The 17,422-nt window shown below is 74.8% G+C and carries 17 protein-coding genes; 8 read left to right on the top strand and 9 right to left on the bottom strand.

All coding sequences use genetic code 11. The features are described 5' to 3' along the window. Positions 1 to 7: 7 nt before the first annotated feature. Both KOV94_RS17395 and hflX read right to left on the bottom strand, forming a co-directional pair. Positions 8 to 2,128 carry an ATP-dependent DNA helicase gene (locus KOV94_RS17395; protein WP_218052735.1) on the bottom strand — a complete coding sequence of 707 codons (2,121 nt, stop codon included), beginning with the start codon at positions 2,126 to 2,128 and terminating at the stop codon, positions 8 to 10. Between the two features lie 35 nt (positions 2,129 to 2,163). Beyond that, on the bottom strand, positions 2,164 to 3,684 hold the full coding sequence (hflX, locus tag KOV94_RS17390) for a GTPase HflX (protein WP_124343312.1): 1,521 nt from the start codon (positions 3,682 to 3,684) through the stop codon (positions 2,164 to 2,166). Between the two features lie 110 nt (positions 3,685 to 3,794). On the opposite strand from hflX, the gene KOV94_RS17385 reads away from it, so the two are divergent. Beyond that, positions 3,795 to 4,406 carry a class I SAM-dependent methyltransferase gene (locus KOV94_RS17385; protein WP_124343311.1) on the top strand — a complete coding sequence of 204 codons (612 nt, stop codon included), beginning with the start codon at positions 3,795 to 3,797 and terminating at the stop codon, positions 4,404 to 4,406. 79 nt (positions 4,407 to 4,485) lie between these two features. Here KOV94_RS17385 and KOV94_RS17380 read toward each other — a convergent pair whose 3' ends face one another. The 4 genes from KOV94_RS17380 to KOV94_RS17365 are packed head-to-tail and all read right to left on the bottom strand — an operon-like array spanning position 4,486 to position 7,725. Next, positions 4,486 to 4,965, bottom strand: a complete 480-nt coding sequence (locus tag KOV94_RS17380) for a TlpA family protein disulfide reductase (RefSeq protein ID WP_225916905.1) — start codon at positions 4,963 to 4,965, stop codon at positions 4,486 to 4,488. Then, entirely contained in the window at positions 4,962 to 5,954 is a 993-nt protein-coding gene (gene dapF / locus KOV94_RS17375) for a diaminopimelate epimerase (protein WP_124343309.1), read from the bottom strand. Before dapF ends, KOV94_RS17380 begins: the two co-directional genes overlap by 4 nt. Beyond that, on the bottom strand, positions 5,951 to 6,907 hold the full coding sequence (gene miaA / locus KOV94_RS17370; protein ID WP_124343308.1) for a tRNA (adenosine(37)-N6)-dimethylallyltransferase MiaA: 957 nt from the start codon (positions 6,905 to 6,907) through the stop codon (positions 5,951 to 5,953). The genes dapF and miaA overlap by 4 nt, the downstream gene beginning before the upstream one ends. Beyond that, positions 6,904 to 7,725: a class III extradiol ring-cleavage dioxygenase family protein gene (locus KOV94_RS17365; protein WP_218052734.1), complete on the bottom strand. Its 822-nt coding sequence runs from the start codon at positions 7,723 to 7,725 to the stop codon at positions 6,904 to 6,906. The genes miaA and KOV94_RS17365 overlap by 4 nt, the downstream gene beginning before the upstream one ends. An 82-nt stretch (positions 7,726 to 7,807) precedes the next feature. Between KOV94_RS17365 and KOV94_RS17360 the strand changes: the two genes are divergently transcribed. Both KOV94_RS17360 and KOV94_RS17355 read left to right on the top strand, forming a co-directional pair. After that, positions 7,808 to 8,407 (top strand): type III secretion system chaperone family protein, encoded by a 600-nt coding sequence (locus KOV94_RS17360; protein WP_218052733.1) that lies wholly within the window; start codon positions 7,808 to 7,810, stop codon positions 8,405 to 8,407. A gap of 13 nt (positions 8,408 to 8,420) precedes the next feature. Further along, positions 8,421 to 8,942, top strand: coding sequence for a type III secretion system chaperone family protein (locus tag KOV94_RS17355; RefSeq protein WP_124344412.1), 522 nt, complete (start codon positions 8,421 to 8,423; stop codon positions 8,940 to 8,942). Between the two features lie 62 nt (positions 8,943 to 9,004). Here the strand turns inward: KOV94_RS17355 and miaB are convergent, their stop codons facing one another. Continuing rightward, on the bottom strand, positions 9,005 to 10,588 hold the full coding sequence (gene miaB, locus KOV94_RS17350; protein WP_218052732.1) for a tRNA (N6-isopentenyl adenosine(37)-C2)-methylthiotransferase MiaB: 1,584 nt from the start codon (positions 10,586 to 10,588) through the stop codon (positions 9,005 to 9,007). Positions 10,589 to 10,833: 245 nt separating this feature from the next. On the opposite strand from miaB, the gene KOV94_RS17345 reads away from it, so the two are divergent. The 4 genes from KOV94_RS17345 (at position 10,834) to KOV94_RS17330 (ending at position 14,243) form a co-directional block, all read left to right on the top strand. After that, the gene (locus tag KOV94_RS17345; protein WP_124344410.1) at positions 10,834 to 11,622 is read left to right on the top strand and encodes an amino acid ABC transporter ATP-binding protein; all 789 of its coding nucleotides are present in this window, start codon (positions 10,834 to 10,836) and stop codon (positions 11,620 to 11,622) included. Between the two features lie 96 nt (positions 11,623 to 11,718). Next, positions 11,719 to 12,585, top strand: a complete 867-nt coding sequence (locus tag KOV94_RS17340; RefSeq protein ID WP_124344409.1) for a glutamate ABC transporter substrate-binding protein — start codon at positions 11,719 to 11,721, stop codon at positions 12,583 to 12,585. Between the two features lie 108 nt (positions 12,586 to 12,693). Continuing rightward, complete coding sequence (locus KOV94_RS17335) at positions 12,694 to 13,383, top strand: amino acid ABC transporter permease (RefSeq protein ID WP_124342837.1); 690 nt, start codon at positions 12,694 to 12,696, stop codon at positions 13,381 to 13,383. After that, a complete protein-coding gene (locus tag KOV94_RS17330) occupies positions 13,380 to 14,243 on the top strand; it encodes an amino acid ABC transporter permease (protein WP_218052731.1) in 864 nt (287 codons plus the stop codon). The genes KOV94_RS17335 and KOV94_RS17330 overlap by 4 nt, the downstream gene beginning before the upstream one ends. A gap of 129 nt (positions 14,244 to 14,372) precedes the next feature. On the opposite strand, the gene rny is transcribed toward KOV94_RS17330, so the two are convergent. Next, positions 14,373 to 15,938 carry a ribonuclease Y gene (gene rny / locus KOV94_RS17325; protein WP_124342839.1) on the bottom strand — a complete coding sequence of 522 codons (1,566 nt, stop codon included), beginning with the start codon at positions 15,936 to 15,938 and terminating at the stop codon, positions 14,373 to 14,375. A 297-nt stretch (positions 15,939 to 16,235) separates the two neighbouring features. On the opposite strand from rny, the gene KOV94_RS17320 reads away from it, so the two are divergent. Beyond that, positions 16,236 to 16,682 carry an Hsp20/alpha crystallin family protein gene (locus tag KOV94_RS17320; protein ID WP_124342840.1) on the top strand — a complete coding sequence of 149 codons (447 nt, stop codon included), beginning with the start codon at positions 16,236 to 16,238 and terminating at the stop codon, positions 16,680 to 16,682. Between the two features lie 236 nt (positions 16,683 to 16,918). On the opposite strand, the gene KOV94_RS17315 is transcribed toward KOV94_RS17320, so the two are convergent. Beyond that, positions 16,919 to 17,407 carry a regulatory protein RecX gene (locus tag KOV94_RS17315; RefSeq protein WP_235843432.1) on the bottom strand — a complete coding sequence of 163 codons (489 nt, stop codon included), beginning with the start codon at positions 17,405 to 17,407 and terminating at the stop codon, positions 16,919 to 16,921. Between the last annotated feature and the right edge of the window lie 15 nt (positions 17,408 to 17,422).

Genomic DNA, 17,422 nt, shown 5'->3' with positions numbered 1-17,422 from the left:
TCTGAGGCTAGTCGTCCCCGGTGAGGCGGCGCAGGGCGGACACGGCGACGTCGCGCTCGGTGGTCCGCCAGAAGCCCGGCAGCGACCGGGCGAGGAACTCGCCGTAGCGCGCGGTGACGAGCCGCGGGTCCAGGACGGCGACGACGCCGCGGTCCTCGGTCGTGCGGACCAGACGTCCCGCGCCCTGCGCGAGCAGCAGCGCGGCGTGCGTCGCGGACACGGACATGAAGCCGTTGCCGCCCGCCGCGGCGACCGCCTCGGTCCGGGCCGAGCGCACGGGGTCGTCCGGGCGCGGGAACGGGATGCGGTCGATGAGGACGAGGCGGCACGCGGGTCCGGGCACGTCGACGCCCTGCCACAGCGACAGCGTGCCGAACAGGCACGTCGGCTCGTCGGCGGCGAACTGCGCGACGAGCGTCGGGAGCTGGTCGTCGCCCTGCAGCAGCACCGGCACGTCGAGCCGTTCCCGCATCGCGAGCGCGGCCGCCGTGGCGGCGCGGCGCGACGAGAAGAGCCCGAGCGTGCGCCCGCCCGCCGCACGGACGAGCGCCTCGATCTCGTCCAGCTGCGCGTCCGTCGCGGGTTCACGCCCGGGCGGGGGCAGCCGGCGCGCGACGTAGAGGATCCCCTGCCGGGCGTAGTCGAAAGGGCTGCCGACGTCGAGGCCGTGCCAGGTGAGCGACCCGGGGTCGTCGGCCGCGTCGGTGCCGGCCGCGACGTCGAGCGCGTCGGCGTCGTCCTGCGCACCCGGCAGACGCGACGGGCCGACGGGTTCGGCGTCCGGCCGGACCTCGAGCCCGACGGACCGGGCGACCGGGTCGAACGAGCCGCCGAGCGACAGCGTCGCCGACGTGAGGACGCCCGTCCGCCCGCCGAGCAGGTGCGTGCGGATGAGGCCGTTCACCGCGAGCGGTGCGGCGTGCAGGCGCGTGAGGACGCCACCGCGCCGGTCCTCGCCGCGCGCGCACCACAGGACCGTGTGGCGGTTGTCCTCGGGGTCGGCGGCCATGCGGTCGGCGACCTCGAAGAGCGCGAGCATCGCGGACGCGGCCATCTTCAGCCCGCCGTCGGGGGCGGCCGGACGCCCCGCGGTCGAGTCGGGCTTGAGCGCGCTCAGCAGGGTGCGCGACGCGTCGCGGACCGCGGCGACGGCATCGCGCGCGGCGTCGGGCAGCCCGTCGGGGAACCGGCCCTCGGGCAGCTCGACGAGCACCGCCGCAAGCGCCTGCGCGGCCGCGTCGAGGTCGGTCGTCGGCACTCCCCCGTGCCGGCGCGCGAGGCGTGCGGCGTGGTCGACGGTCGCGAACGAGAGATCGGACGTCGCCTGCGCGGTGACGCGGTCGGTGAGCTCGTGCGCCTCGTCGACGATGAGCACGTCGTGCTCGGGCAGCACGCCCGGGGAGCCGGAGGCGGCGATGCCGAGCATCGCGTGGTTCGTCACGACGACGTCCGCCTCGCGCGCCGACGCCCGCGCACGTTCGGGGAAGCACTCCTCGATCATCGGGCAGCGCGTGCCGAGGCACTCGAGCGAGGTCACCGACACCTGCCGCCACGCGCGGTCGGTCACGCCGGGGACGAGGTCGTCGCGGTCGCCCGTGTCGGTCTCCTCGGCCCACTCGCGGAGCCGCAGGATCTGCTCGCCGAGCGACTCGCTGCCGTCGCGTCGTCCGGCCCCGGCGGGTGCGGGGTGGTCCGCCGCGCCCGCGTGGTCGCCGAGGTCGAACAGCGTGCCGGGCTCGTCCTCGGGGTACCCGCCCGCGACCTTGTGCACGCACAGGTAGTTGTGCCAGCCCTTGAGGAGCGCGATGTGCGGTCGGCGGGGCAGCCGGGGTGCGAGCGCGTCCGCGACGAGCGGCAGGTCGCGCGTGACGACCTGCCGCTGGAGTGCGAGCGTCGCGGTCGAGACGACGACGTGCTCGTCCGCGAGCACCGCGTGCCGGACCGCGGGGACGAGGTAGCCGAGCGACTTCCCGGTGCCGGTCCCCGCCTGGACGAGCAGGTGCTCGCCGGTCTCGAGGGACCGCGAGACGGCCTGCGCCATCGCGTGCTGACCGTCGCGGCGGGCGCCGCCGAGGGCGCCGACGGCGAGGTCCAGGAGGTCGTCGACCGTCGGTTCCGCATCGGGCACCGCGACAGCGTAGTCGCGGTCACCCACGCCGCCGGTCAGGCGGTCCGGACTGCCGCCGCGGTGAGCTCGGCCGCGAGCTGCTGGTCGACGCGCGCGCGCAGCGCGGTGCCGTGGGCCGTGTGCTCCTCGTGGTCGATGTCACCGTGCTCGTGCACCCGGCTGACCAGGTCACCGCGGTCGTACGGGACGACGACGTCGACGGCCACGCCGGGACGCGGCAGCTGGTCCGCGATGAGGGCCTGGAGCTCCTCGACGCCCTCGCCCGTGTGGGCGGACACGACGACCGAGTGCACCTCGCGCGACCGGAGCCGCGTGATCGCCTCGTCGGACGCCCGGTCGGCCTTGTTCAGCACGATGATCTCGGGCACGTCCATCGCGCCCGGGATGTCGGCGAACACGTGCCGCACGGCCGCGATCTGCCCCTCCGGGTCGGGGTGGGACGCGTCGACCACGTGCAGGATGAGGTCGGCGTCGGCGACCTCCTCGAGCGTCGACCGGAACGCCTCGACGAGCTGGTGCGGGAGCGCCCGCACGAACCCGACGGTGTCGGCGAGCGTGTAGACGCGCCCGTCGGTCGTCTCGGCGCGGCGGACCGTCGGGTCCAGCGTCGCGAACAGCGCGTTCTCGACGAGCACCCCGGCGTTGGTCAGCCGGTTGAGCAACGACGACTTGCCGGCGTTGGTGTAGCCCGCGATCGCGACCGACGGGATCGCGTTCTTGCGACGGGACGCGCGCTTGGTGAGCCGGGCCGGCTCCATCGCCGCGATCTCGCGGCGCAGCTTGGCCATGCGGTTGCGGATCCGGCGACGGTCGAGCTCGATCTTCGTCTCACCGGGACCGCGCGAACCCATACCGGCGCCGGCGCCGCCGACCTGGCCACCGGCCTGCCGGGACATCGACTCGCCCCAGCCGCGCAGGCGCGGGAGCAGGTACTCGAGCTGCGCGAGCTCGACCTGCGCCTTGCCCTCCCGGGACTTGGCGTGCTGGGCGAAGATGTCGAGGATCAGCGCGGTCCGGTCGACGACCTTGACCCGCACGATGTCCTCGAGCGCACGACGCTGCGAGGGGGCGAGCTCGCCGTCGACCACGACGGTGTCCGCGCCGACCGACGCGACGAGCAGCGCGAGCTCGGCGGCCTTGCCCGACCCGAGGTAGGTCCCCGGGTCGGGGGTGCGGCGACGCTGGATGACGCCGTCGAGGACCTCGGAGCCGGCGGTCTCGGCGAGCGCCGCGAGCTCGCGCAGCGAGACCTCGGCGTCCTCGGCGGTGCCGGTGCCCCAGACGCCGACCAGCACGACCTTCTCCAGACGGAGCTGCCGGTACTCGACCTCGGTGACGTCCTCGAGCTCGGTCGACAGGCCCGCGACCCGGCGGAGCGACGTCCGCTCCTCGAGGTCGAGCTGGTCCCCGTCGTAGGTGGAGTGGACGGTGCCGCCGTCCTGCAGCGCGGTGCCGGCCCGGGCGAGCACACGCGCGACGACGTCGTCGGCGACGTCCTGCACGGAGCGAGGCTCGTACGCCTCGGTCTCGTGGGTGGTGTGCTGCGGGTCGTTCACGCGGTGCCTCTCGGATCGGCTTCGTCGGCTGCGCTTCCAGGGTCGCACGCGCTCCCCCGGGGTGCGATCCATTTCGCTGCGGGCCGAGCGTGCGCGGGTAGGGTCGGCGCGTGAGCGGCCAGGACCACTACTTCACCGCGCAGCCCGCGTCCCCGGTCGAGCTGCGCACGCTGACCGTCGAGCTCGCCGGGCGACCGGTGCAGGTGCAGACGGCGGGCGGTGTCTTCTCCCCCGACCACGTCGACCACGGCACGCAGGTCCTGCTGCGGACCGCTCCTCCGCCGCCGTCGACGGGCGACCTGCTCGACCTCGGGTGCGGCTGGGGGCCCGTCGCGCTGTCGCTCGCGCTCGAGTCCCCCGACGCGCGCGTGTGGGCCGTCGACGTGAACGAGCGCGCGCTCGACCTGGTCCGGCGCAACGCCGCGGCGCTCGGCCTGGGCAACGTCGTGGCGGCCCTGCCCGACGAGGTCCCCGACGACGTGCGGTTCGCGACGATCCGGTCCAACCCGCCGATCCGCGTCGGCAAGGACGCGCTGCACGCGCTCCTGCTGCGCTGGCTGCCGCGACGTGCGGCGGGCGGCGACGCGCACCTCGTCGTCGGGAAGAACCTCGGTGCGGACTCGCTGCAGCGCTGGCTCGCCGCGACCCTCGGCGGTGGCGTCGTGGTCGAGCGGTCCGCGAGCGCCAAGGGGTTCCGGGTCCTGGTCGTGCGGGACGCCTGAGCCGGTCACCCGCGCGCCGCTGACGGGACCCGTGATCCGGCGTCGCCGAGGCGCCCCGGCGTCCCGGCCGTCTCGCCCGTCAGGACCGGGCGGTCTCGGGAGCCGCCACCACCGATGCCTCCGCGATCGCGGCGCGCAGCTGCGCGAGCGACGGCACGCCGGTCGCACGTCGTCGGACCCGACCGGCCGCGTCGAGGACCAGGACGGTGGGCGTCGACAGGATCGCGAGCCGCTCGCCGAGGTCCAGGTGGTCGGCGACGTCGAGGTCGACGTGCGTCACGCCGTCCGCGGTGCGCAGCGCGTGCTCCGCGATCTGGCGGGTCCGGCGGCACGGCACGCAGAACGTGCTGGAGAACTGCACGACGGTCGCGCGCGCACCGAGGGGCGTGCCCAGGTCGCCCGAGGTCAGCCCGACGTCAGGCGGCGGCACGGCCGGGCGACCGTCGACCGTCGGAGCGGCGTCCGCCGACGGCACGGCCGAGCCACCCTGGACCGTCGGGACGGCGTCCACCGTCGGCCCGAGCCCCACGGCGTGGGCGGTCCGCGCGGCGTCGGTCATCGGCCCGCGGACCCCGCGACTGCCGTGAGGTCGACGGTCGCGGTCGCGACGAGGACCGCCGGACCCGCGAGCTCGACGTGCCCGTCGGGCAGCGCGGTCACACGCACGGTGCCGCCGGGGACGTCGACGAGCCAGACGTCCGGGGCTCCCGCCCCGGCCCACGTCCGCACCGCCATGGCGGCCGCGCACGCACCGGTCCCGCACGACCTCGTCTCGCCGACGCCGCGCTCGTGCACGCGCATCGCGACGTGCCCGACGAGGGTGCCGTCGGCGGCGTGGTCCTCGGCGAGCGGCACGACGAGCTCGACGTTGGTGCCGTGCGGCGGGACGGGACGGACCTCGGGCGCGCGGGTCAGGTCCGCGGCGGCGAGCTCGTCGGGGCCGGCGAGCGCGAGGACCGTGTGCGGGTTGCCGACGTCGAGCGACAGCGCGGGGCGGACGTCGTCGAGGCCCGGGACGTGCACCTGCGCGTCGAAGCCCGCCTGCACGGCCTCGTCGCCGCCGGGGACGGACCAGCGGCCCATGTCGACCGCGTACCAGACGTCGTCGTCGAGACCGGCCGGGACCGGCACGCGGCGCACCCGGCGCACGCCCGCGCGGGTGCCGAGCACGAGCTCGTCGTCCGCGTCCCACAGGCCGAGGCGCTGCGCGAACGCCGCGAAGACGCGCACGCCGTTGCCGCACATCTCGGCGACCGAGCCGTCGGCGTTGCGGTAGTCCATGAACCACGTCGCGGACGGGTCCTCCGCGAGCACCGCGCTGCCCTCGGGGAGCAGGCGGCTCGCGACGAGGCGGATGACGCCGTCGCCGCCGAGGCCCGCGCGGCGGTCGGCGAGCTCGCGCACGAGCGGTGCGGTGAGGTCGAGCAGGCCGTCGCGGTCGTCGACGAGCACGAAGTCGTTCTGGGTGCCGTGGCCCTTGGTCACCGGCAGGCCGACCGCGAGGGGCAGGTCGGCGGGCGCGTCGGCGGACACGGGGACGGTCGTCATGACCCCAGACTACGGCGGGGCGCGGGGTCGTCGGTGGCCGGCCCGAGCGTTCCGGCGTCGGCGCGCGCGACGAGGTCCAGCGCGCGGTCGACGAGGTCCGGGTCCTGCGCGTCGAGCCAGTGCACGCGCGGGTCGCGACCGAACCAGCCCATCTGCTTGCGGGCGAGGCGTCGCGTCCCGGCGGTCGTCGCGGCGCGCGCCTCCTGCTCCGTGAGCTCGCCGCGGAGCAGCGCGGCGACCTCCGCGTACCCGACCGCGCGCGACGCCGTCCGGCCGAGACCGCGCGCGAGCAGGCCCTCGACCTCGGCCACGAGACCCGCGGCCCACATGCGGTCCACGCGGCCCTCGACGCGGGCGTCGAGCGTCGGACGGTTGCAGTCGAGCCCGATCTGGACGGCCGGGACCTCGTAGACGTGCTGCGGGAGCGACGCCGAGTACGGACGGCCGGTGAGCGCGATGACCTCGAGGGCGCGCACGACGCGGCGGGCGTTGCGCGGCCCGATGCCGTCGGCGGCGACCGGGTCCGCGGCCGCGAGCTCGGCGTGCAGCGAGCGCGACCCCTCCTGCTCGACGCGCTCCTCGAGCCGGGCGCGCAGGTCCGGGTCCGTGCCCGGGAACTCCATGTGGTCCAGCAGCGCGCGGACGTAGAGCCCGGACCCGCCGACCGCGACCGCGCGGGCACCCCGCGCGTCGAGGTCCGTGAGCGTCGCGCGCGCCCGCTGCTGGTAGTCGGCGACGGTCGCGTCCTGCGACGGCTCGAGCACGTCGAGCAGATGGTGCCGCACGCCCCGACGCTCGTCGACGGGCACCTTGGCGGTGCCGATGTCCATGCCGCGGTAGAGCTGCATCGCGTCGGTGTTGACGACCTCACCGCCGAGCGCGAGCGCGAGCGCGATGCCGAGGTCGGACTTGCCCGTGGCGGTGGGGCCGACCACCGCGACGACGAGGCTCACGCGGACGCCCCCGGGTGCGTCGTGGTGCCGTCGACGGCGGACGTCCCGACCGGTGCGCCGGCGACGGGCCTGTCGGACGGCACCTGCCACAGCGCGACCGCGTGGTGCGCGCCGAGCGACACGTCCTCGGCGAGCAGGGTCGCGTCGACCGGTCGCGGCCCGACGGCGCCGAGGAGCACCTGCCAGGGCGCCCAGCCGGACACCGCGAGGGCCGAGGCGAGGCCGGCGTCGAGGGACCCGAGCCGCGTGCGCGCCCCGGTGTCGCCCGACCCGAGGTCGGCGGCGAGCGACGCGTCGAGCGCGGGGGCGCGCTCGTCGTCGGCCAGCGGGGCGTCAGGCCCGTGGCGACCGCTGCCCGACCCCACGACGACCAGCGCGAGCGGTCCCTCGGCGTCGGCCACGAGCTCGGCACCGCGTGCAGCCAGCGCCGCGGCGGGCCCGGCGGCGGCGGCGGCACGCTCGACCTCGACGACGCGCAGCGGCCCGTCCCAGCCGGCACGCGCGAGCAGGTGCAGCGCGACGGCCGAGGCGACCGCAGGGACGACGGCCGTCCCGGACGCACCGACGACGGTCTCGGGGACCGGCCAGTCGAGCAGCGCGTCGGGGACGCCGACGGCCGCGAGCGAGCCCCGCAGCGTCCCGACGGGCTCGGCCGCACGTGCTGCGGGCGCGACGACCACGACCGACGCGGCCCCGTCGACCGCCTGCGCGACCGCCGCCAGCGCCGCGTCGCGCAGCGCGGGGAGGGCGTCGTGACGGCCGGAGACCCCCGGGACGAGGAGGGCGGTGTCGGGCACCAGGGCCGCGGCGACGAGCATGCCCCCGACCGTATCGGGTGGCGGACGGATGACCGCGGCGGGTGACCGCGCGGCGTCGGCGGGCGCGGGTAGGGTCGTCCGCATGGCACCGTTCGCCGACCGTGCCCGCCGCTGGCTCGCGCGCCGCCCGCGGCCGGTGCGTCACGCCTCGCGCGACGTCGTCGCGCCGGAGCCCACCGACGACGAGCTGCACGAGCGCGTCGCGGCCCTGCTGGCGCGCGAGCTCGGCGTCGCGGAGCCGGCCGAGGACGTGCCGACGGCCGTCACCCCCGCCCGGATCGCCGCGTGGATGACCGAGAACCAGTTCAGCTACTTCGTCGACAACGACGGCGACCTCGGCGGGCTGTGGCGGGGCCGGCTCTTCTACTTCTTCCTCTTCGGCGAGCGGGCCGAGATCCTGCAGGTCCGCGGCCAGTGGCACCGGGAGATCGCGATCGAGCGCCTCGAGGAGGTGCTCGACCTGTGCAACGAGTGGAACGCCGACCGCATCTGGCCCAAGGCGTACGTGCGCGTGCGCGACAACGGGCGCGTGCACGTCGTGTCCGAGGTCGCGACGGACCTCGAGCACGGCGCGACCGACGCCCAGCTCAGCCAGATGCTGTTCTGCGGGCTGTCGACCGGCAGCATGTTCTTCGACGCGCTCGACGAGCGCTATCCCGACCCCGCGGGGGTCGCACCGTGAGGCGGGAGGCACGATGAGCGGACCCGGCTGGCTGCTGCGGGTCCTCGGCGGGCTGCCCAAGCCCACCAAGCGACCGTCGGCCGACGACGAGCCGCCGCGCCCGCTCGCCCGGGACCGGATCGGCGACTACCTGCTCGGGCGCGGCTACCGGTTCGTCGTCGACGAGGACGGCGACCTCACCGGGACGTGGGACGGCAGCCGGTTCTGGTTCCTCATGCTCGGCGAGCACCAGGAGATCCTCCAGGTGCGGGGCCGTTGGCATCGCACGTTCGCGCTCGAGCAGCGCGCGGCCGTCGGCCTCGCGGTCAACGACTGGAACCGCGAGCGCATCTGGCCCAAGGCGTACCTGCGCGAGGAGGACGGCGTCATCGCGCTCTACAGCGAGGTGTCCGCCGACTTCGAGCCGGGCGTCACCGACCTGCAGCTCGCGCAGCTCGTCGCGTGCGGGCTCGGCACGGGCGTGCAGATGTTCGCCGCGCTCGAGGGGCTGCTGCCGCGCGACGACGCTCCCCCGCCGGACCTGCCGGACAACTGAGCGCCTCGCGGGCCGTCGGGGCGCAGGCTGTCAGCAGCGCACGCCGTCGAGCACCGCAGCGGTCAGGCGCGCAGGCCGATCGTCGGCAGCCCGAGCACGACGGGACCCCTCGGCGCCGGAGCACCCGTCCCGCACGCCGCACCCGCGCCGCCGTGGTCGTGCGCGTCGTCGCCCGCCTGCCGCACCTCCCACGCGTCGCCTGCGCGCGTCCGGCGCACCGCGAACGTGCCACCCGTCGCGGCGGAGTCGGCGACGAGGTGGTGCGGCGCACCGTGGGTCACGGTCACCGTCACGACGTCGCCGGGGCGCGGGGCGTCCTGCGGCGCGAGGTCGGCGGGCAGCGCGAGGTGGACGAGCCGGTTGTCCTCGGCGCGGCCGGAACGACGCTCGGTCGTCCCGTCCTTGCGCCCCTCGCCCTCGGCCATGAGCACGTCCAGCGTGCGGCCGACCTGCGCCTGGTTCTCCTCCAGGGAGATGCGTTCCTGCAGCGCGACGAGCCGCTCGTAGCGCTCCTGGACGACGGCCTTGGGCAGCTGGTCGGGCAGGTCGGCGGCGGGCGTGCCGGGACGCGGCGAGTACTGGAACGTGAACGCGGACGCGAAGCGCGAGGCCTCGACGACGCGCAGGGTCTCCGCGAAGTCCTCCTCGGTCTCACCCGGGAAGCCCACGATGATGTCGGTCGTGATCGCGGCGTGCGGCATCGCGGCGCGCACGCGGTCGAGGATGCCGAGGAACTTCTCCGAGCGGTACGACCGGCGCATCGCGCGCAGGACCCGGTCGGACCCGGACTGCAGCGGCATGTGGAGCTGCGGCATCACGGTGGGCGTCGCGGCCATCGCGTCGATGACGTCGTCGGTGAACGCGGCCGGGTGCGGCGACGTGAAGCGCAGGCGCTCGAGGCCCTCGACGGCGCCGGCCGCGCGCAGCAGCTTCGCGAACGCGCCGCGGTCGCCGAACTCGACCCCGTAGGAGTTGACGTTCTGCCCGAGCAGCGTCACCTCGATCGCGCCCTGCTGCATGAGCGCCTCGACCTCGGCCAGGATCTCGCCCGGCCGACGGTCACGCTCCTTGCCGCGCAGGTGCGGGACGATGCAGAACGTGCACGTGTTGTTGCACCCGACGCTGATCGACACCCAGCCCGCGTAGGCCGACTCGCGCCGCGTCGGCAGCGTCGAGGGGAAGACCTGCAGCGACTCCGCGATCTCGACCTCGGCCCGCTCGTTGTGGCGCGCGCGCTCGAGCAGGACGGGCAGCACGTCGAGGTTGTGCGTGCCGAACACGACGTCGACCCACGGCGCACGCTCGACGATCCCCGCGCGGTCCTTCTGCGCGAGGCAGCCGCCCACGGCGATCTGCATGCCGGGCCGCGCGCGCTTCGTCCCCGCGAGCCGACCGAGGTTGCCGTACAGCTTGTCCGCCGCGTTCTCTCGCACCGCGCACGTGTTGATGACGATGACGTCGGCGTCCTCCGACGCCGCGTCCTCAGGCGCCGCCGGGACGTAGCCGGCCTGCTCGAGCATGCCCGCCATGTGCTCGGAGTCGTGCACGTTCATCTGGCAGCCGAGCGTCTTGACGAGGTAGGTGCGCGGCGACGCGCCGGTGACCTCGGGGTCGAGCGGCGTCGGGGCGGGCAGGGTCGTGGACATCACCGACAAGGGTACGACCCGCCGGACGGGCGCCCGGCACCGCGGCGGCACCCGGTCCGCGCAGCCCCACCCTCACCGCACGGCCAGGTCCGACGCCGCCTGCCCGACCGCGGCGCGGACCGCCCGGTCCGCCCCGTCGCGGACCGTCGTCCAGCAGCGTTCGGCCAGGCCACTTGACTGCGGTGTTGCACAACCGTGACCCCCACGGGTGGCCAGATCGGACATGTGCCCTCTAGCGTCGTCGGATGGCTGACCTCGCGACGGACCCGCACCCCACCGCCGCCGACCGCCCCGTCGGGGACCCGCTCGTCGTCCTCTCCGGCGTCGACAAGCACTTCGGTCCCCTGCACGTGCTGCAGTCCGTCGACCTGACCGTGCGCCGCGGGGAGGTCGTCGTCGTCATCGGTCCGTCGGGCAGCGGCAAGTCGACGCTGTGCCGCACGATCAACCGGCTCGAGACCATCGACTCCGGCACGATCACCATCGACGGCAAGGAGCTCCCCGCCGAGGGGCGCGAGCTCGCCCGGCTGCGCGCCGACGTCGGCATGGTGTTCCAGTCGTTCAACCTGTTCGCCCACAAGACCGTGCTCGAGAACGTGACGCTCGGCCCGACGCGGGCCAAGGGCGTGAAGAAGTCCGTCGCGACCCAGCGCGCCATGGAGCTGCTCGAGCGCGTCGGCGTCGCGAACCAGGCGCACAAGCTGCCCGCGCAGCTGTCAGGCGGCCAGCAGCAGCGCGTCGCGATCGCCCGCGCGCTCGCCATGGACCCCAAGGTCATGCTGTTCGACGAGCCCACGTCCGCGCTCGACCCCGAGATGATCAACGAGGTCCTCGACGTCATGGTCGGCCTCGCGCGCGAGGGGATGACGATGCTCGTCGTCACGCACGAGATGGGGTTCGCCCGCCGCGCCGCGCACCGCGTCGTCTTCATGGACGGCGGCCAGATCGTCGAGCAGGCCGACCCCGAGACGTTCTTCACCGCACCCACGAGCGCCCGCGCCCGCGACTTCCTGTCGAAGATCCTCACGCACTGACCCGGACCCAGCCGACCCCCGCCGCCGACCCCACCCGGACACGATCCGACCCTCTGACCGACACACCGCACGTCCACGCAGAAGAAGGGGACCACCATGCGCGTACGAGGACTGGTCGCACTCGCGGCCGCCGCCACGCTCACGCTCGCCGCCTGTTCCAGCGGCGGTGGTGACGACGACACCGACGCCGGCGCCACCGGCGACTCCACCGAGACCTCCGGCGGCGCCGAGGGCTCGATCCGCATCGGCATCAAGTTCGACCAGCCGGGCCTGGGCTTCAAGGACGGCTCGGACTACACCGGCTTCGACGTCGACGTCGCCCGGTACGTCGCCGACGCCCTCGGCTACTCCGAGGACCAGATCGAGTGGGTCCAGGCCCCGTCCGCGCAGCGCGAGAACCTGCTGCAGAACGGCCAGGTCGACATGATCTTCGCGACGTACTCGATCACCGACAAGCGCAAGGAGGTCGTCTCCTTCGCCGGTCCGTACTTCGTCGCCGGGCAGGACCTGCTGGTCGCCGCCGACGACGACTCCATCTCGGGCCCCGAGGACCTCGAGGGCAAGAACCTCTGCTCCGTCACCGGGTCCACGAGCGCCCAGCGCATCAAGGACGAGTACGCGGCCGGCACCAACCTGCTCGAGCAGCCCGGCTACGCCGAGTGCGTCACCGCGCTCACCGCGGGCCAGGTCGACGCCGTCACGACCGACGACATCATCCTCGCGGGCCTCGCCGCCGTCCCCGCCAACGAGGGGAAGGTCAAGGTCGTCGGCAACCCCTTCTCCGAGGAGAACTACGGCGTCGGGCTGCCGAAGGACTCCGACCAGTGCGAGGCGATCAACGAGGCCATCGGCGCGATGATCGACGACGGCACGTGGGAGGAGCTCCTCGACAAGAACGTCGGCGCGTCCGGATTCCAGTTCAACGCCGACCTCAACCCGCCCGCGCAGGCCGCCTGCGCCTGACCGTGACACCGGGTGGTCCGCGCGGCGAGGTCGCGCGGACCACCCGGCCGCACCGTTCCGGGGCGTGAGGCACGCGCCCCGGACAGTCCCTGGACGAGAGGAGTGCCGGTGGACGACGGCACCTGGGCGCAGTTCACGTCGCTCTTCGCCGAGTTCGACGTGGTCGGCGCCTTCTGGGTGAACATCCAGCTGACCTTCTTCGCCGGTGTGCTCGCCCTCGTGCTCGGCACCGCGCTCGCGGTCATGCGCATCTCACCGGTCCCGAGCCTGCGGTGGGCCGGCTCGACGTACGTGACGCTCGTGCGGAACACGCCGCTCACGATCATCATCGTGTTCTGCGTCCTCGGGCTGTGGGGGCAGCTCGGCATCCAGCTCTCGCAGGACTTCCAGACGAACTTCTTCCGCCTCGCGGTGCTCGGGCTCGCCGTCTACCACGCCGCGTTCGTGTGCGAGGCGCTGCGGTCCGGCGTCAACACCGTGCCGATCGGCCAGGCGGAGGCCGCGCGTGCGATCGGGCTGGGCTTCGGGTCCGCGGCGCGGCTCGTGATCCTCCCGCAGGCGTTCCGCGGCGCGGTCGCGCCCCTCGGCAACGTCCTCATCGCCCTCACCAAGAACTCCACGGTGGCGGCCGCGGGCTCCGTCGCCGAGGCCTCCGGGCTCATGAAGACCATGATCGAGTTCCGGCCCGACGTCATCCTGCTGATCTTCTTCACGTTCGCGCTCGGCTTCGTGATCATCGTCGTGCCGCTCGGGCTCGCCACGACCTCCCTCTCGCGCCGATGGGCGGTGGCACGGTGAACGAGACCGTCCTGTTCGACGCGGCGGGGCCGCGCACCCGCCGACGCATGGTGTGGGTCAACATCGGCGCGACCGTCGTCGTCGTCGCGATCGGCGTCTGGGTGCTCGCCCGGCTCGGCGCCAACGGTCAGCTCGAGCCCAGCCTCTGGACCGTGTTCCTCACGCCCGACCCGTGGGTCGACTACCTCCTGCCGGGCCTCGTCGGGACGCTGCGGGCCGCCGCCATCGCGATCGTCACGTCCGCCGTCTTCGGCGTGGTGTTCGGCCTCGGGCGCCTGTCCGCCGCCCGGTGGGTGCGCATCGTCTCCGGTGCGGTCGTCGAGTTCTTCCGCGCCGTCCCCGTGCTGCTCATGATGATCTTCTTCTGGCTCGGGCTCGGCCGGCTGCAGATCCTCGCGCCTGACGACCTGCCGCTCGTCGCCGTCGTCCTCGGCCTCACGTTCTACAACGGCTCGGTGTTCGCGGAGCTCGTGCGGTCCGGCGTGCACAACCTGCCGCGCGGCCAGCGCGAGGCGGCGCTCGCCGTGGGGCTGCGCCGCGCGCAGTCGCTGCGCCTCGTCGAGGTCCCGCAGGCGCTGCTCGCGATGCTCCCCGCGATCGCGAGCCAGCTCGTCGTCATCCTCAAGGACACCGCGCTCGGCTACATCATCACGTACCCCGAGCTGCTCGACGCCGCCCGCCGGCTCGGCTCCAGCGAGGGCAACATCCTGCAGTCGCTCGTCGTCGCCGCGCTGATCTTCATCGTCATCAACTACGCCCTCACGCGCCTTGCCGGCATGCTCGCCGGGCGGGTCGGGCGGCGCACCGCCGGGCGCGCGCGTGCCGAGGCCCCGAGCCTCGTCGTCTCGACCGGACGCTGACCGGGCGCCGACCCGCCGCGGGCCCGCAGGCCCGGGTCGGTCGACGCACCCCGACGGCGCGCGGTGGTCGGCGTGCCGACAGCGGGCGGTGGTCGGCGTGCCGACGACGCCGACCAGGATCCCGTGGGCTCAGCCCGCGGTCGCGCTCGCCCGTGTCTCGCGGACGACGGTCACCTTGATCTCGCCCGGGTACGCGAGGTCGCGCTCGATGTGCCGCGCGATCCGGACCGCCAGCTGCGGCAGGTCCGAGTCGACCACCGCCGAAGGCTCGACCACGACGCGCACCTCGTGGCCGGCCGACATGACCAGCGCGCGACGCACCCCGTCGTGCTCGCTCACGAGCTGCTCGAGCTTGTCCATGCGCTCGACGTACTGGTCGAGCTCCTCGCGTCGCGCGCCCGGACGAGCCGCGGAGATCGCGTCGGCCACCTGCACGAGGACGGCCTCGACGGTCTGCGCCGGGACCTCCTCGTGGTGCGCCGCGATGGCGTTGACGACGTCATCGGACTCCCCCAGCCGCCGCGCGAGGTCGGCGCCGACCGTCGCGTGCGTGCCCGGGACCTCGGCGGTCAGCGCCTTGCCGACGTCGTGCAGGAACGCACCGCGGCGCGCCATGTCGACGTCCGTGCCGGTCTCCGCCGCGAGCTGCGCCGCGATGAGCGCGCTCTCGACCAGGTGCTCGAGGACGTTCTGGCCGTAGGACGTGCGCAGCCGCAGCCGCCCGAGCGTCCGCACCAGGTCCGGGTGCAGGCCCGCGACCCCCGCACGCTCCGCCGCGTCGTGACCCGCGGCGTCCGTGCGCTCGTCCGCCGACGCGAGCGCGTCCGCGTACGCGGCCTCGATGCGCTGCGGGTGGATGCGCCCGTCGGCCATGAGCGCCTCGAGCGCGACCTGGGCGACCTCGCGCCGCTCCGCGTCGAAGCACGACAGCACGACCGCGCCCGGCTGCTCGTCGACCAGCACGTTGACGCCCGTGAGCGCCTCGAAGGCGCGGATGTTGCGCCCCTCCTTGCCGATGATGCGGCCCTTCATGTCGTCGGACGGCAGCGGGAGCGACGTCGTGGACGCCTGCGCGCTCGTGGCGACGGCCGTGCGCTGCACCGCGGTCGCGACGATCCGTCGGGCGCGCGCCTCGGCCGTCCGGCGGGCCTGCGCCTCCGCACGGCGGACGTGCGCGGCCGCGTCGTTCGCAGCCCGGTCCACGAGCCGCCGGCGGAGCTCCTCCAGCGCGTCCTCGCGCGTCAGACCGCTCGTCGACTCGAGCTCCGCGACCGCGTCGCGCTCCGCGTCGAGGATCCGTCGACCGGCGAGCGCGTCCGCCTCCGCGAGGCGCGCCTGCGCGTCACGCTCGGCCGCGGCGAGGCGGCGGTCCGCCTCCCGCTGCGCGTCGTCGAGCCGACGCGTCGCCTCCTGCCGGGCGTCGGCGGCCTCCTCGGCGCGGGTGCGCGCCTTGCGGTCGAGCTCCTCGACCTGCGCCCGGTCCGACGCGAGCGCACGCTCGCGCTCCGCGAGCCGCCGCTCGCGACGGTCCGCGTCGGCGAGGAGCGCGCGCGCCTCGTCCTTGATGCTCGCGACGTCCTGCTCGGCACGTGCGCGCTGGGCGGCTGCCTCGCGTCGGGCGACGAGCACCAGGATCAGGGCCACCAGGCAGGCACCGAGCAGCCCGATCACCGTGGCGATGGGACCTGGCTCCACGTGTCCTCCCGTCGTGCGGGGCCCGCGGCGCGCGCTCCCGGCTCTGGCGACATTCTCACCCAACCGGCGCCGGGCGCGGTGCAGGTTCGCCGCGGTGGCGCCCGACTGGTCCGATGACCCCCCACCTGGGTGCCGTCTCGGCCGCCGTGTTCTCCGAGCGCGAACACCGGCGACGAGCGACTGGCACTCGCGCGCCGAGAGTGCTAACACATGAGGTGTAGCCGAACCCGGCGAAGGACGCCGGGAAGCACCCGGGTCGCGGGAGGTCCGCGACCCGACGACGAGGAGGTGAGGGGCGTGGCTACCCGTTTCGACCCGTTCCAGGAGATGGACCGGATGCTCGGCCAGATGTTCGCCGCCGACCGCGCGTCGGCGACCATGCCGATGGACCTGTACCGCTCGGGCGACCACTACGTGCTGCACGTCGACCTGCCGGGTGCAGACCCGGGCACGATCGACGTCAACGTCGAGGACCGCACGCTGACCATCCGCGCGCAGCGCTCGTCGCGCACCGAGCAGGACGTGCAGTGGCTCGCCAAGGAGCGCCCCGTCGGCACGTACGCCCGCCAGCTGACGGTGGGACGCGGCCTCGCGCTCGACGCGATCAGCGCGACCTACACCGACGGTGTCCTCACGCTGACCATCCCGGTCGCCGAGGACGCGAAGCCGCGCCGCATCGAGGTGCAGCACGGTGCGTCGACCGCGCAGATCGGCACGACCGCCGACGCGCAGGCCTCCGCCTGACGACCGTCTGCCCCTCGCGCCGCTCGCCGGCCCCTGAACGACACGCCAGGTGGCACACGACACGACACGCCAGGTGGCTCACGACGGCCGAGTCGGCGGCAGGCACCACAGGAGACCGGCGCACGGCGACCGGTCGGCGACGACGGCCCCCGCGACGACCTGCGTCGCGGGGGCCGTCGCACGTCGTGCGGAGCGCGACGAGGCCGCTCGCGTCGCGCGTCTCGACGAGGGTCGGCTCAGTCCAGCTCCGGCTCGGCGAGACCCGACGGGTCGACGCCCTCCGCCGCGAGCTCCTCACGAACGAGCCGCGACACGAGCCCGGGGGCGTACCCCTTGCGACCGAGGGCCGCGAAGGTCCGCCGCGTCCGGGTCTGGGGGTCGAGCCCCACCGTCGACGCGAGCCGACGACGCACGAGGTGGCGAGCCGCCTCCTCCTCGTCGTCGGCGTCGACCTGCTCGAGCGCGCGCTGCGCGTCCTCGTCCGCGACGCCCTTGCGCCGCAGCTCGACCGCGAGCGCCCGACGTGAGAGGCCGCGTTCGGCGTGCCGCGTCCGGACCAGGCTCTCCGCGTAGGCGACGTCGTCGACGAGCCCGACCTCGGTGAAGCGGTCGAGGACGCGCGCGGCGACCTCCTCCGGGACGTCCCGTCGCGCCATCCCCTCGGCGAGCTGTGCCCGGCTGCGCGGGGCGCCGGTGAGCATCCGCAGCGCGATCGCGCGGGCCACGGACTCCGGGTCCGG

Origin of the sequence: Cellulomonas algicola, from assembly GCF_019024305.1 — a bacterium.
Classification (GTDB): Bacteria; Actinomycetota; Actinomycetes; order Actinomycetales; family Cellulomonadaceae; genus Cellulomonas; species Cellulomonas algicola.
This window is presented reverse-complemented; position numbering and strand designations above follow the sequence as displayed.

Coding starts and splice junctions, on each gene's coding strand:
- KOV94_RS17380 (WP_225916905.1), bottom strand. CDS start 4,965: ATGACCGACGCCGCGCGGACCGCCCACGCCGTGGGGCTCGGGCCGACG.
- dapF (WP_124343309.1), bottom strand. CDS start 5,954: ATGACGACCGTCCCCGTGTCCGCCGACGCGCCCGCCGACCTGCCCCTC.
- KOV94_RS17365 (WP_218052734.1), bottom strand. CDS start 7,725: ATGCTCGTCGCCGCGGCCCTGGTGCCCGACACCGCCCTCCTCGTCCCG.
- KOV94_RS17360 (WP_218052733.1), top strand. CDS start 7,808: ATGGCACCGTTCGCCGACCGTGCCCGCCGCTGGCTCGCGCGCCGCCCG.
- KOV94_RS17355 (WP_124344412.1), top strand. CDS start 8,421: ATGAGCGGACCCGGCTGGCTGCTGCGGGTCCTCGGCGGGCTGCCCAAG.
- miaB (WP_218052732.1), bottom strand. CDS start 10,588: ATGTCCACGACCCTGCCCGCCCCGACGCCGCTCGACCCCGAGGTCACC.
- KOV94_RS17345 (WP_124344410.1), top strand. CDS start 10,834: ATGGCTGACCTCGCGACGGACCCGCACCCCACCGCCGCCGACCGCCCC.
- KOV94_RS17340 (WP_124344409.1), top strand. CDS start 11,719: ATGCGCGTACGAGGACTGGTCGCACTCGCGGCCGCCGCCACGCTCACG.